The sequence below is a fragment of the Swingsia samuiensis genome (assembly GCF_006542355.1).
GTDB lineage: Bacteria > Pseudomonadota > Alphaproteobacteria > Acetobacterales > Acetobacteraceae > Gluconobacter > Gluconobacter samuiensis.
Genome location: NZ_CP038141.1, coordinates 1,081,148 through 1,095,507 on the forward strand (window position 1 = coordinate 1,081,148; position 14,360 = coordinate 1,095,507).

Sequence of the window (14,360 nt, forward strand, 5' to 3'; positions counted from 1 at the left end):
AATTTTGGACGATAAGCTACTTGGGCGCCCAACTATACCATAGTATTTTTATTTTCTGGAAGATGGTGAACCGGGTGGGATTCGAACCCACGACCATTCGATTAAAAGTCGAATGCTCTACCGACTGAGCTACCGGTTCACTATGGCGCGATGGCTACCTTACATTGGGATGATCGTCAACAGGTAAGAGGCGAAAAAGTCATTATTTGTGGATATTTTTTAGAAAAACATATTGATATGTTATAACATAACTATAATATAGCGCAATGCAAACATCTGCTTCCGATAAGAAACCGATATCTTCAGAGCATAATGATCAGACCCTTCGGCATGAAATCTGGCGTCGATATACAGGGAATGAATGGGATGCGTTCGATGCTCTTCCGGCCTCAATTAAACAGCGTGTGAATGATCATGCTTATAATGCGTGGTCAGTGAATGTGCTGATGCTATGGAAGCACTACAAAAGAATCTACGGACGTACCGTGCGCGCTGAGAAAGCGTTAATTCGTTATTTGGATTATTGTGAGCGCCTTGAGCGCAAAGCGTTTGCGGAGCATTACTATCAAGCGTGTGGAGATGCTTATCCGCATGATGCAGCACAGGCGACAGTGCTGCGCACATTTAAAAAGAAGTAAAGGCTCTCTGAACAAAACATGCCCAGAGAGCTGTATTTTAAGCTTCTACGTAAGCTTTAACGATGTGATCAGGATCTTGAACCATTCCAGAGGAACCAGAGCCACGTTTGATTTTATCAACGTGTTCCATGCCTTCGATCACTTTACCAGCAATGGTGTACTGACCGTTGAGGGAAGGGACATTCTCAAACATGATGAAGAACTGACTGTTGGCTGTATGGGGCGCCATGGTGCGTGCCATGCCGAGTGTGCCACGTTCAAATTTAGCTTTGTCGGTGAACTCGGCTTTCAGGTCGGGGTAGTTGCTTCCGCCTGTACCTGTGCCTGTTGGGTCTCCACCTTGAGCCATGAACCCTTCAATAACACGATGGAACTTTACACCGTCATAGAAGCCTTCAGAAGCAAGAAGCTTTAAACGCTCAACAGCAAGGGGAGCCAAGTCAGGGCGGAGTTCTATAATTACTTTATGGCCGTCTTTTAATTCAAAAACGAGCTTATTGCCTTCAGGAACTGTAGTATTAGACATTCTTATAACCTTCCAAAAATATAGGACGCTCTCTATGTCGTCCTTTGAGGTAGTTTCGACAAGACGAAATTAGTAACATCTTTGCTGGCAAAGGGAGAAATATCACCTCCTAAGCGTGCTATTTCTTTAACAATGCGGCTAGATGTTGCATGGTGGCCGTCGGATGATAGGAGGAATATGGTTTCTATTTCAGGAGCCATACGCCGTAAAACACCGGAGATCTGGCTTTCAAAATCAAAATCTCCAGCGGAGCGAATGCCTCGCACAACCGTTCCAGCGCCTACTTTACGAACAGCATCCACTAAAAGTGCTTCAAACCCCATAACCTTGATACGATCTGCGTAGCGTAAGTGCTTTATTTCTTGCCTCATGAGGGTAAGACGCTCGTCTAATGTCAGAAGTGGGTTTTTACCTTCATTGACGGCAATACCAATATAGAGCTGCTCAAAAAGCGCAGACGCTCTGTTGATAATATCCAAGTGACCAAAAGTTACCGGGTCAAACGTGCCGGGATAAAACCCGACACGATGATTGAGATTGTTCTTAGGTGTTGGACTGTTCATGACCGGATGTATCGGCTGGAGATGAGGGGGTATTGCTTACAGCTTCTTCAGATGAAGGGTTTTCATCAAGAGCGTCCCCTTCTTCTCCTTCATCTTCCATGACAGGGAAAACAGAAATGGCTGTTTCTTTATCATTGAGGCGGAAGAGTGTGACACCACTGGCTTGACGAGACATGACTCGGATTTGCGCTACAGGAAGGCGGATTAACCGCCCTGTGTCTGTAATGAGCATTACATCTGTTCCAGGAAGTGTTGGGAGGGTGCCAATCACTTCCTTTCCACGGCGGTTTGCGGAGAAGGTCATGTTGGTGATCCCTTTTCCGCCACGTCCGGAAACGCGATAGTCATAAGCGGAAGAGCGTCGACCAAAGCCACCATCTGTCACAGTTAGGAGGATCTCTTCTTGTGCTTCAAGTTCCTCGAAGCGTTCTTGTGTAAGATCCCCGACGAACTCAAGATTTTCTTCGCCATCTTCATCATCAGAAGGAAGGTTCTCTTCCTCGTTAACCGTTTCGTCCGAAGCATCTTGAGCGGCAAGAGCTGCATTCTCTGCACGGCGTTTTGCATTTGCCATGCGTAGATAAGCGGCTCTTTCTTCGACCGTCGCTTCAACGTGGTTGAGGATACACAATGAAATGACCGCATCGCCCGGTGCTAAGCGAATGCCTCGGACACCAGAACTGCCACGGCCTGCAAAGACGCGTAGAATATCATCCGTAATTTGGAAACGGACGCAACGCGCATTCTTGGTGGCCAAGAAAACATCCTGCCCAGCCTGACAGGTGGCAACGCCGATGAGGGAATCCCCCTCATCCAGCTTCATGGCAATTAATCCTGAAGCACGAATATTTTTGAAGTCATTGAGGCGGTTACGCCGCACATGTCCGCTGGCGGTTGCAAAGACGAGGTGTAGATCTTCCCACAAGTCTTCGTCCTGAGGCAATGGAAGAACGGCTGTAATGGAGTCAGACCCGAGTTCCGGCAGGAGGTTGACTAAAGCGCGTCCTTTGGCGGTCGGAGACGCTTCGGGCAGATGCCAGACCTTCATGCGGTAGGCTTTACCGCCGGATGAGAAGAAAAGAACCCATTGGTGCGTATGCGCATTGAAGCTTTGCATGATGATATCATCACCACGGCGGCCTGCTGCGGTACGGCCACGCCCACCACGGTTTTGAGAGCGGAACATGTCCAGAGGTGTTCTTTTGATAAAGCCATCACGCGTAATGGTGACAACCATTTGGCCCGGCTCAATCAGGCTTTCATCAGACTGATCCCCAAGCGCATCTGAAATCTCAGATAGGCGCGGGGTTGCAATCTCAGCTCGTGCAGCAAGCAACTCTTCACGCATGACTTCCATACGACGAACATGGCTTGCAATAATCTTGAGAAGCTCGCCAATTTTGGTTGCAACTTCATCTAACTCACCTTGGATCTTTTCACGCTCAAGGCCTGTTAGGCGTTGTAAGCGTAGTTCCAAGATGCCGCGTGCCTGTGCTTCTGTCAGACGAACCTTACCATCAATGATAACGTTGCCTTCATCTTGAATAAGCTCAAGCAGTGGGATGACTTCGTCTGCATTCCATTGACGCGCCATCAGCTCTGCACGGGCTGTTGCTGCATCGGGGGCGGCGCGAATTAAAGCGATAACTTCATCAATATTGGCAACAGCAATGACAAGGCCAACGAGCAAATGCCCACGGTCACGCACTTTATTTAAGTCATAACGAGCGCGGCGTAGAATAACGTCTTCACGGAAACGGATGAAGGCTTGCAAAACATCCATAATCCCCATGGTGCGGGGTTTGCCTTCATCAAGGGCCAGCATATTAACGCTGAAGGATGTCTGAAGCTGAGTAAAGCGATAGAGCTGATTAAGAACAACTTCAGGTGTTGCGTCGCGCTTCAGTTCAATAACGATACGCATTCCTGAACGGTCACTTTCGTCCCGAATGTCAGAAATGCCTTCAATCTCTTTTGAGCGGACAAGATCAGCAATCTTTTCCTGTAGAGTAGCCTTATTTACCTGATAGGGAATTTCGGTAACGACAATCGCCTGACGGTCTTTACGAATTTCTTCAATTTCCGCACGTGCACGAACAGGAACAGACCCTCGTCCCGTTTCAAAGGCTTTGCGAATACCGCTGCGACCCATAATGATTCCACCTGTTGGGAAATCCGGGCCGGGAATAATTTGCATTAACTCTTCAAGGCTAATCTCAGGATTAGCAATCATCGCTAATGTCGCATCAATTACTTCTGTTGGGTTATGGGTTGGGATGTTTGTTGCCATCCCAACGGCAATACCGGATGCACCATTAACGAGAAGGTTAGGGTACGATGCGGGGAGAACGGTTGGTTCTGTTTCGCTTTCATCGTAGTTCGGTTGGAAATCAACCGTATCACGATCAATATCGTCAAGCAGGTAGGAAGCGGCGCGGGCAAGGCGTGCTTCTGTATAACGCATAGCCGCCGGGCTATCCCCGTCAACAGAACCAAAATTCCCTTGTCCATCAATCAATTTGACGCGCATGGACCAAGATTGTGCCATACGCACCATGGCGTCATAAATCGAGCTATCACCGTGCGGGTGATATTTACCCATCACGTCACCGACGGCGCGGGCCGATTTGCGGTAAGGTTTATCAGCGGTAAAACCGCTTTCACGCATGGCGTAGAGAATGCGTCGATGGACAGGCTTTAAACCGTCTCGGACATCTGGCAATGCACGCGAAACAATAACGGACATTGCGTAGGCCAGATAAGAGGAGCGCATCTCCTCTTCAATTGTAACAGGGATGCGGCCAGCAGGAATAAGGTCGGTCGGCTCGTTCAGCTCGGTCAAGTTCAGTCCACCACGCTAAAATATATTTCTTGTGTTATATCGCATTGGTAGCATTCATGCCACACCTAGCTTCAGTCAAAGCTGGTTTTAAATCCAGCTTTGACTGAGAAAACGTGTATTTCCGATTAGATTAAAGGGCAGCTTGCAAGCGTAAGCCAAGGACGGCAGCATCATTGTAGCGGCCTGCTCCACCCGGACGGAAGACATACTGGAAGTCTGGTACAATGACGATCCCGCGCATGGCATGCAGGCCGTATTGAAGTTCGATGATGGAAGTGTGGGATTGAGCCATTTTAGCTGTTCTTGGATCGTCAGATAGTCTGTTTTGAAGCCACTGGCTTTGTTTTGAGTAAATAAACATTAAGCCAGCACTATCTAAAGGACGTTTTTTCCAAAACCCACGATCTTCGAAACCGATAAGGCCCATATCCTGATAGATCGATATTTTGTTATTGGTATGAGTGTAGTCTGCAAAGAGAATGAGGCCTTCGTCAGGGTCGGAGCCGTGGCGAAGGAGCATAACATCGCCCCCTGCCCATTCTGCAAAGTAACCACGATGTTGTTGGGCGTCTCCGCCTCTTATTGCGAGGATTTGCCCGGTGGTATTGACGGCGACATCTGGGGCAGAGGCGGTAGAGCCGTAGAAGCCTGCTTTTAAATGGATTGGATTTTTGTTTTTGCCATAAGAAGGTGTCCAGCCAATTTCAGCGGGGATCATCACGCCATTAACCCCGTGGTTGGACCAATTAAAGCCGGAGTGTCCGCCAAGTTGTCCACCAACGGCTGAAATACCGGTACGGATATAAGTATTGTAAGGAAGAGTTAGCCCTGTAAAAGCAGCCCAGTTGTGTTGGGGGGGCATAACAAACGCATTGGAACTGCCGCCTGTAATGGTTCTTGGTGTAGGGCACATACCAAAAGACAGGAAGTGGCAGTAGATGGGCGAAGAGTTGAAATAAACTGCCGCACCCGTTCGGCCTGCTATAATTCCAATACGATTTTTCCACAGCATCTGCTGAACATATGCATAGGCTAAATGGGCGACGACGTTGCCGCCGGCCCCATAAATTTCGTTTTCATTGAAAATGCTATCGCCCACATAGTCACGGCCGGCAGGGCGACCTGATCGGTTCATGAAGAGAACGTGGCTGCTGAAGCCTTTCCAGCCAATAAGGGTTTCCCAGTTCAGGTCGATTGCTGCTGAAACCTGACCGGCGTAATCTGCTCCTTTACGCATTCCTCCTGAAACGTTTGCGGCCATTTCACCGAGGTAGTTTACGCTTAGTCCAATACCATTTTTTTCTAAATATGAACGCATTCCCCACCAGTCACCAAAGAGATTATCACTTTTGGAAGGGTCTGTTGTTCGTGTGAGCTGATTGCGTTTTGTTGTCGTAGGAAGGAGTGGCCACGCAGTATAAATGGAGGCCATTTTCTTATCAGCGATAATTGATTTTTCTCTCTCTTCTGCCCTCTCTTTGGAGATAGTAGCCATATGTTGCTCTTGCTGAGGAGAGAGGTGGGGCTTTAATATTTTTTTCTGATGGGAAAGATGTAGCTCATTGTTGGTGAGGGTATTTGCGAAGCTGTAGGGAGTAATACTTGTTGTAACAAGAAGAACGGAAAGAGCCGCGACCCTCTTTTTGTATCGTGTGACGGATGCCAGAGAGTGACGAAGGATCTTCATATAAAAAACTCTTGTAATGTTATTGGACCTAAGGTTGAGAGATACGCCTTCTGTGGCCCTGTAACATTACAAGAAGTTTAGAGAAGAGTGTAGGTTTTAATTATTGGTTTTGATGATTAAGATTTTTTGTGTGCTGTAATATCAACATTCACGTTTACTTCTAGTGCAACCCATTGCCCTGTTGCCCAAGGACCTTGGCCTACGCCAAATTTAGAACGAACAAGCTGTAGGTGGCCAACTGCGTGTGCTGAATCACCAGAAATATCGAGTGTGAATGGAAGTGTTTCAGGTTGAGAGACGCCACGGATGGTGAGTGTGCCATGTGCTTCATAAGCGTTACCACCTTTAGATGTGAAGCTGGTTGCTTCGAAAGTGGCTTTTGGGAATTTGGCTACATTGAACCAATCTGCGCCGGGCATGGCGCCATCGCGTTGTTGGTCGCCTGTTTTAGCGCTGGTGACGTCAATATTGATTTTCGCGTGACCCGTTTCTGGGTGGGCTGGGTCAAAAGATATTGTACCGTCAAATGTATTGAATTTGCCGTCGAAAGGGCTACCGGTTTGTGATCCGGAGAAGCCGATTGTGCTGTGAGCAGAATCAATACTCCAGTCGGCTGCTAAAGCAGGTGCCGATGTGAAGAAAAATGCTGCAACAAGGGGTAGTCCGCGTTTTAATGAAGAAAGCATGCGAAGTCTCCTATGAGAAGAAGGTTATTTTCTTTTAGACGATGGGAGCATTTGGCCCAAAATATGGTCGTGCATAATAAATTGATGTCTAAGGGCTGCTAGAATATGGAGGGTGATTACTCCAGTAAGAAGCCAAGATGCCCAGTGATGTACGACTTTGAGGGCTGCTTCTACAGGCGCTTTATTGGGAAGTGTCGAAAGGATTGGCAAATCAGGCCAAGGAATATGTCCATATAAAACGGTAGGAATGGCGAAAACAGAGGCTGAAACCATCGCCCACCCGCTTAAGGGTAAAAGAATTTGAAAAAGATATAATAAACCATGAGAAATATGTGCTGCACTGCGTTCTGCGGGAGGCATATCGGCAGGAAGCTGAGGGGCGCGATGAGTTAATCTCCACCCTATTCTGATAACAACCAGCAGCATCACTGTAATGCCGATGGATTTGTGAAGCTGATAAAGTTGAAAAACTTTCATTGGCGATAGGTGTGCGTGATCCATGATCAGGCCCATGCCAATTAAGACAAGGATTCCTAAAGCGATCGCCCAGTGAAGGACGATCGCGCCTGCATCATACCGAGTGACGGGTGTCACTCGTGTCTGTTGCGTAGACATTAAAATTAGTCCTGACGTTCAAATGCGCCAGCGATTGTAAGACGAACTTCGTCGCTGACATAAGGAACAAACATTTTTACGCCGAAGTCACTGCGTTTAATGGTTGTTGTTGCTTGGAAGCCTGTGGTGTATTTTTTATCAAGAGCGTTTACGCCAGCTCCGATAAAGTGAACTGTAAGTGTTTCTGGCTTTGTAACACCATGAATGGTTAGATTGCCTGTAACCAATGCATCTTGAGAGCCTTTTGGTGTTACTTTTGTAGAAACGAATTTCGCTGTTGGATATTTTGCAGCGTCAAACCAGTTTGAACCTTTGAGCTCTTCTGTAAGCTTAGGGCTGGTTGTTTGAACGGAGTCTACAGGAATAGTAACATTCAGGCTGGAAGCTGAAGGATTTTTTGCGTTGAGCTTCAGCGCGCCGGAGACGTCTGAAAAAAGACCTGAGTAGTTTGTGAAACCAAAGTGAAGAACTGAGAAGCCTACTTGTGTATGAGCAGGCTCAACAACGTAATTTCCAGATTGAACTTTACCGGGGTTTGGAACGTTTTGTGCGATAGCTGGGACTGTAAGTGACGCAGCAATAACTGAAAGAGCGGAAAGAGAACGAATAAAGCGGCTCATGTGAGCATATCCTTAAAATTGATGCTAAAAATACATCGTAAAAAATAACTTACCGAAATTTAAAAGAGCGGTAAGCCTTGGCATGTGTGTAACCTAGATTCTTTAGTAACAAATGAAAACAGAAATGAAAGAAATAGAACGTTTCTATTTTTGAACCCAAGGAGGGTTTTCAAACTCCTTGATGAGAAAGTCTGTGAAGGCACTCACACGAGCTGGCCGTAGAGGGCTTGGCGGGGTGACAATGTATATCCCGATGGACGGAACTTCCCATTCCGGCAAGATTTGCTCGAGTTCTCCGCTTTTGAGTTTTTCGCCAATCATAAACTCAGGGAAAAGACCAAAGCCTAATTGAGCATACAGGGCCGGGAGTACAGCTTCCGCATTGTTCGTTTGTAAACGGGAAGATTGATAAAATGTATAATCTTCCTTTGTTTTAATATGACGCATCTTAATAATGCCGGGGGAGTGGCCGTTTGTGTAAACAAAAGCTTTTTTAGGAGCCAGTTCAGAGGGGTGAGAAGGACGACCATTTTGGTCTAGCCACGCTGGGCTCGCAACGAGGAGGAGTTTTACGGGGCATAGATGGCGTGCCCTCAAGGCAGAATCGGATAGAGATGCAATCCGAATAGCTAAGTCCACTCCATTGGCGACAAGATCAATAACTGTATCACTTAGATCAAGTGAGATATCAATGTGAGGATATTGCTTAAGAAATTTGGGAAGAATTGGCGCAATGTGCTGAAGGCTAAATGTCATAGGGGCGGCAATGCGCACCATTCCAGCTGGTTGTAGAATACTTCCTTTTGCTTCGGCTTCTGCAGCCTCGGCTTCAGCGATAATGCGGTTGGCGTGTTCTAAAACGTGTCGCCCTGTCTCTGTAAGAGACATTTGACGAGAGTTTCGATTAAAAAGAGAGATGCCTAGTGTTTGTTCAAGCCGGGTAACAGCTTTAGATACCGTTGGTTTTGAAAGTTTAATATCTTCGGCGGCGCGTGCGAAAGAGCCGCGTTCAGCGACTTTTGCAAAAATGGCCCATGCTTCAAAATCTGGTAATCTCATCATTAACCTAAAAGGAAACTCACTGTTTCGTTCATTTCTATTTCTTTGCAGGTGTGAGAGCAATATTTTAGCTTCATAGTTTCTGAAGAAAGGAGATATTTATGATAGAAGTTAGACCTTTTTCTGGTCTTGGTTCAGCAGACCATGGTTGGTTACAAGCAAAGCACCATTTTTCCTTTGCTAATTATTTTGACCCTAATAGAATGCATTGGGGCGATTTAAGAGTATGGAATGATGATACCATTGCGCCGGGCACGGGTTTTCCCACACACCCTCATGCGGATATGGAAATCATAACCTACGTACGTGAAGGGGCCATTACCCATCAGGACAACCTTGGGAATAAAGGACGTACTGTTGCAGGCGATGTTCAGGTAATGTCTGCGGGAACAGGGGTTCGTCACAGCGAGTACAATCTCGAAGACGAAACAACGCGTATTTTCCAGATCTGGATTATTCCAAGTCAGCAAGGTCATAAAGCATCTTGGGGGACGCGCCCGTTTCCAAAAACAGACCGCGAAGGTGCTTTTACGATTTTGGCATCAGGATATGCAAATGATGGGGATGCCCTTCAGATTCATGCTAATAGTCGGGTTTTGGCTGCCAATTTAAAGGCCGGTCAAACGGCTGAGTATCATTTAGGCGAAGACCGCTTAGCATATCTTGTCCCTGCAAAAGGGAAAGTGGAAATCCAAGGAAAGACGGTAAATGAACGTGATGGGGCCGCCATTTCTAAGACAGATCTTCTCATTGTTAAGGCTTTAGAAGATTCTGAAGTTGTGATGGTTGATACGTCGCCCGTTCAATAATGTAAAAGCTAGAGTACGAGAAAAAGTACTCTAGCTCTCTTAGTCTTTGATAAATAAAGAAAAATTATTTTTATTCTTTATTTTTTAACAATCAAATAGAGCTAAATTGTCATATAATCTTTACTTATAAAAAATATTTTACTATATAAAGCCTATTCACAACTCGGTTATTGAAAGGGCTTTACTATGGCTGATTATGATTATGATTATAACGACGATGATTATGACGATGCTAATGATGAGGGCTCTAACTTGAGTTTTAATCCATTTGACCCAGCGAGTGCTAAAAATTTTGGAACTGCTCTTGCCAGTTCTATTCAAAAATCAATCGCAGCTGCTCAGAAGGCTTCGAACGCTCAGGGTGGTGGGAACAATGTACAGATCTCCACTGGTTCTACAAAAATAAACGCGACTATGCTTGGCGTTTCTGTCTCAGTTTCTGGAACAGCTAAAGACCCTGTACCGACTGTGTCAGCAAAAGGTGACACTCTTACTGTTAATGGACAAAAAGTTGATCTTCATTTGCAGAAAGATCAGCACATCACTTCCATTAATTATAATAATGGTAAGTTGTTAGTGAACGGAACTGAAGTGAAGTTCTCTCCATCGAATAAGTCTTTTGGTGGCATCACAATTGATAACGGTCATGGTACTATCTCGCATATTGGTCCTGATGGTATAAGTAATGTGAATCTCTTTGGCGGCGGTAATACGGGCATATCCACCGGGTCTGAGGGCATCCAAATTGGTAATGATTGTGGCAATTCAACAATTAATTTTGGAGTTATAAACGGCCAGAACAGCAATAACAGCAATAACACAATTTTTAGTCTGTGGAATGTTGGTTCCGTGGATAAAGTGTCTAATAATAATTCGATCATCGGGTCTGAGAACATCGAATTTGGTAATGATGGTGGCAATTCAACAATTAATTTTGGAGTTATAAACGGCCAGAACAGTAATAACAGCAATAACACAATTTTTAGTCTGTGGAATGTTGGCTCCACGGATAAAGTGTCTAATAATAATTCGACTCAAAAACACTCTTCGACAGACAATGCTAATAAATCTGCTGTAGTTGGAACAAGCCCACAGCATAAAATTGCTGTAGGTAATTCACACGATAACTACGTTACATTCACTTCGTAAGTTAAAGAGTAAGTAAGGAGGGGTTAGAGCTTCCTCCTTACTTTTGTAAAAAATTAAAATTCATTATATTTATTTAAATTAATATTTAATATAGAATTTCTCCCTCGTGATTTAATCCTAAAAAAGGAACATTATATGCTTCGTTACGAAGACTATGACTACGATTATGACTCTGAAGATGGTTATGATAACGATCGCGCTGCTGAAATCGCTCAGAAAGAGGCAGAGAGAGAGCAGGCAAGAGCCGCACGGTTGATGGAAGCTGAACAGCGTCGTGTTGAAAAAGAGCAGGCAAGAGCCGCGCGGTTAAAAGAAAAAGAACAGCAACGTGCTGAGAGAGAAAAAGCAAAAGCAGCTCAACGCGCAGAAAGAGAACGTCAAGCTAAAGAAAACCACAATACATCAATCAGCATCAATTCAGATGGAAATACATCCGGTAATGGCGTTATGATCATTAACGGAGTGAGAATTGAAATTCCACCACAAGGGATTTCATCGATGAAAACTGAAAACGGAAAGATCTATGTAAACGGCAAAGAGGTTGGTTCTTTGCCAGCCGGTCAAGATCCTGGTATCAGCATTGGCGGTAATGAATCTGGATCAGGGTTCCATTTTATTATTGGAAACAACCAAAATTCCAATAATAGTTATACTTCCATCTTCAGTGATATACATGATGTGAATTTTACGAGCGATCTGCATCTTAATAATGTGCATCAAAGCTACTCAGAGACAGAGACTATTAATAGATCTGCCGCAGCAGGAACAAGCCCACAGCATAAAATCGCTGTAGGTAATCAACATGATAACTACGTTACATTCTCTTCTTAATTAAGATGAGATCGGTAAGGGGGCCTATTATGGCCCCCTTATTTTTTAAGATTGTTTATAGTTATAAAGTCTCAAAATTTCGTCTAACGCTTTTTTCTCAGATAAAGCGGTCATGAACTCATCAATTGTTAGTTTCTTATTGAGAGTCATTTTTTCCGAAACGTTAGAATAAAAACGAGAAATATGACGCGCCCGTGCTCTCTGCGCAACGTAGAAGTCTGGACTATTTAACGCGTATTGGATGCAATGCTCCAGATTTTCTGGGTCAGGGATTGTTGATCTAACTTTTTCATCCCATTCCAGCATTTGAGTAATTTCAAGAGGTACTTCGTGCTCTTCAGGGATCATAAACCATTTAGCTTTAAGAAGAGCAGGGAATGAAAAGCTGGTTAAGCGAGCAATAAACACACTGAAGATAAGCCCTGATAAAATCGGGAAGAACCAGAAAAGTATACTATTAGGAAGGGCAAAATGTCCGTTCATAAGGTGGAACATTAAGATCGCCTGAGTAGGGATCATGTATAGTTTGTAGATGAGATACCCTGTGATCAGGATCCCTAAGCTGGAAGTCCATCCAAAATGTTTTAAGCACATTTTCCATGGTAAGGCATCATCATCCCGTTGTTGATTGCCCCATGAAATGCTGCGTCTTTTGATCCAAAGCCATGTAAAACGTGTCAGGAATGCCATCATGATCGGGGCAAAAAAGAACGAAAACAGTGTTTCGGCTAGGGTTGACGCAATCATTTTAATCTTACCACCAAACCGTTGAGATTTAGCATGTGGCAAGTTCTGAAGGATGGCAAAAACGCGGGGGGCAAAAAGGAAAACAATTGTTGATGCGAGCATCATGATGGAAGGCAGGGATAAAGACCCCATCATATCAAGCGAGAATTGGAATGTTTGAATGTAAAAGGTCATGTACCATGCTGAGACAATCAAGAAGATGGCCCATAAAGGCGCTGATACATAGGCCATGACACCGGTGATGAAGGTCTCTCGATGAACGGGACGAATACCTTCAATAAAAAGGAGACGGATGTGCTGTAAGTTTCCTTGCATCCAGCGGCGTTCCCGAATGAGAAAGCTTAGAAGGTTGGAGGGTATTTCCTCATAACTTCCTTCAAGTTCTGGTAAAAGCCACACTTCGTAGCCTGCACGAGCCATAAAAGCGGCTTCAATAATATCGTGGCTAAGGGGCTTTCCTCCCCAAGGGCTTGTACCTGATAATTCTGGAAGTAGGCAGTGGTCCACAAAAGGCTGTATACGAATGAGGGCGTTATGACCGATGTATGAGGCATGGCCCATATTCATGGCTTGCATACTGTAGGAGAAAGCCGTGCCATAAAGGCGCCCGGCAAATTGTTGCATTCTCCCAAAAAGGCTTTCACGTAATACAGGCGTTGGGCTGGTTTGTAGAATGCCGAGGCGGTGATTGCCTTCCATCATGCGAAAGAGTTTTTGAATGGTTGCGCCATTCATGAGGCTATCGGCATCCATGACGAGCATATATTTGAAGCGACTACCCCAACGTCTGCAAAAATCTGTAACGTTTCCTAATTTGGCGTGATCGTTTGATTTGCGCCACCGGTAATGAATGGAAAAGTTAGGGCAAGCTTTTCGAACTTGAATTAATGCGGCGAGTTCAGCAATACGATAATTGGCTTGCCGGCTGTCGGACAGAAAGAAAAATTCGTAGTTTTTGATATGCTCAGGCGCATGACGCTCAAGAGATTTGGCTACAGAAATTATGCCAGCTGATACGCGAGCGGGGTCTTCATGATAAACAGGAAAAAGAACGGCTACCTTGGAATCAGGAAGAGGGTCTCGCGCAGAGTGACTAGGGTGCCACGGATTGGCATTAGGCCCTCGGAGGGCATGCCAGGTTCCCAAGATTAGTTTTGAAAAGGTTGATATGATAAAAAATATCATAACGGTGTAGAGTGCCGTATAAATAGCACTTAACGTAAGAGAAATATGCTCCGAAGAGAGAGTGGATGCAGAAATCCAGCTTAAAATAGCTGTTAAGGAGAGGGTAACGCATAAAGAGATATGTCTGCGTTTCTCAATAACGTCTGTCCAGCTTGGGGGGCTTCCAACAGGAAGCCCTTGATCGCGCATAGCGTGGAAGCGCCGGAAAAGAGCAGCCTTCCAGCAGAGATCGAGTTGAGGAGCGCCGATGGAGGTGCGCTTGGCAGATGGTAGCTCCTCATCTTGGGTGTGATGATCCATCCAGTGGAAAAAATCTTCCCAAGAATCTAGATTTCTATTCTGCTCATGCGCTTCGGCTTCAGATAAACCGGCTGCTTTTAGATATGCGCGAAAATCAGTCATA

13 protein-coding genes and 1 tRNA gene are annotated in these 14,360 nt (G+C 45.2%); 4 read left to right on the forward strand and 10 right to left on the reverse strand.

Annotated elements, in window-relative coordinates; translation table 11 throughout:
- Window positions 1–63: 63 nt before the first annotated feature.
- Window positions 64–139, reverse strand: a tRNA-Lys gene (locus E3D00_RS04980).
- A gap of 127 nt (window positions 140–266) precedes the next feature.
- Here E3D00_RS04980 and E3D00_RS04985 point away from each other — a divergent pair.
- On the forward strand, window positions 267–638 hold the full coding sequence (locus tag E3D00_RS04985) for a DUF6525 family protein (protein ID WP_141460486.1): 372 nt from the start codon (window positions 267–269) through the stop codon (window positions 636–638).
- A gap of 37 nt (window positions 639–675) precedes the next feature.
- Here E3D00_RS04985 and E3D00_RS04990 read toward each other — a convergent pair whose 3' ends face one another.
- The 8 genes from E3D00_RS04990 to E3D00_RS05025 form a co-directional block, all read right to left on the reverse strand.
- Window positions 676–1,164: a peptidylprolyl isomerase gene (locus tag E3D00_RS04990; RefSeq protein WP_141460488.1), complete on the reverse strand. Its 489-nt coding sequence runs from the start codon at window positions 1,162–1,164 to the stop codon at window positions 676–678.
- A 32-nt stretch (window positions 1,165–1,196) separates the two neighbouring features.
- Window positions 1,197–1,727, reverse strand: coding sequence for a pantetheine-phosphate adenylyltransferase (gene coaD, locus E3D00_RS04995; RefSeq protein WP_141460490.1), 531 nt, complete (start codon window positions 1,725–1,727; stop codon window positions 1,197–1,199).
- A complete protein-coding gene (gene gyrA, locus E3D00_RS05000; protein WP_246091520.1) occupies window positions 1,708–4,500 on the reverse strand; it encodes a DNA gyrase subunit A in 2,793 nt (930 codons plus the stop codon). The genes coaD and gyrA overlap by 20 nt, the downstream gene beginning before the upstream one ends.
- Before the next feature lie 199 nt (window positions 4,501–4,699).
- Window positions 4,700–6,256 carry a carbohydrate porin gene (locus E3D00_RS05005; RefSeq protein WP_141460494.1) on the reverse strand — a complete coding sequence of 519 codons (1,557 nt, stop codon included), beginning with the start codon at window positions 6,254–6,256 and terminating at the stop codon, window positions 4,700–4,702.
- Between the two features lie 116 nt (window positions 6,257–6,372).
- A complete protein-coding gene (locus tag E3D00_RS05010; RefSeq protein ID WP_141460496.1) occupies window positions 6,373–6,942 on the reverse strand; it encodes a YceI family protein in 570 nt (189 codons plus the stop codon).
- Between the two features lie 24 nt (window positions 6,943–6,966).
- Window positions 6,967–7,557, reverse strand: a complete 591-nt coding sequence (locus E3D00_RS05015; RefSeq protein WP_141460498.1) for a cytochrome b — start codon at window positions 7,555–7,557, stop codon at window positions 6,967–6,969.
- Between the two features lie 5 nt (window positions 7,558–7,562).
- A complete protein-coding gene (locus E3D00_RS05020; RefSeq protein ID WP_141460500.1) occupies window positions 7,563–8,177 on the reverse strand; it encodes a YceI family protein in 615 nt (204 codons plus the stop codon).
- 144 nt (window positions 8,178–8,321) lie between these two features.
- Window positions 8,322–9,236 (reverse strand): LysR family transcriptional regulator, encoded by a 915-nt coding sequence (locus tag E3D00_RS05025; protein ID WP_141462380.1) that lies wholly within the window; start codon window positions 9,234–9,236, stop codon window positions 8,322–8,324.
- A 101-nt stretch (window positions 9,237–9,337) separates the two neighbouring features.
- Between E3D00_RS05025 and E3D00_RS05030 the strand changes: the two genes are divergently transcribed.
- The 3 genes from E3D00_RS05030 (at window position 9,338) to E3D00_RS05040 (ending at window position 12,025) form a co-directional block, all read left to right on the forward strand.
- Window positions 9,338–10,045, forward strand: coding sequence for a pirin family protein (locus E3D00_RS05030; RefSeq protein WP_141460502.1), 708 nt, complete (start codon window positions 9,338–9,340; stop codon window positions 10,043–10,045).
- Window positions 10,046–10,231: 186 nt separating this feature from the next.
- The gene (locus E3D00_RS05035) at window positions 10,232–11,194 is read left to right on the forward strand and encodes a hypothetical protein (protein ID WP_141460504.1); all 963 of its coding nucleotides are present in this window, start codon (window positions 10,232–10,234) and stop codon (window positions 11,192–11,194) included.
- Window positions 11,195–11,329: 135 nt separating this feature from the next.
- The gene (locus E3D00_RS05040) at window positions 11,330–12,025 is read left to right on the forward strand and encodes a hypothetical protein (protein WP_141460506.1); all 696 of its coding nucleotides are present in this window, start codon (window positions 11,330–11,332) and stop codon (window positions 12,023–12,025) included.
- Between the two features lie 45 nt (window positions 12,026–12,070).
- Here E3D00_RS05040 and mdoH read toward each other — a convergent pair whose 3' ends face one another.
- Window positions 12,071–14,359 carry a glucans biosynthesis glucosyltransferase MdoH gene (gene mdoH, locus E3D00_RS05045; protein ID WP_141460508.1) on the reverse strand — a complete coding sequence of 763 codons (2,289 nt, stop codon included), beginning with the start codon at window positions 14,357–14,359 and terminating at the stop codon, window positions 12,071–12,073.
- Between the last annotated feature and the right edge of the window lies 1 nt (window position 14,360).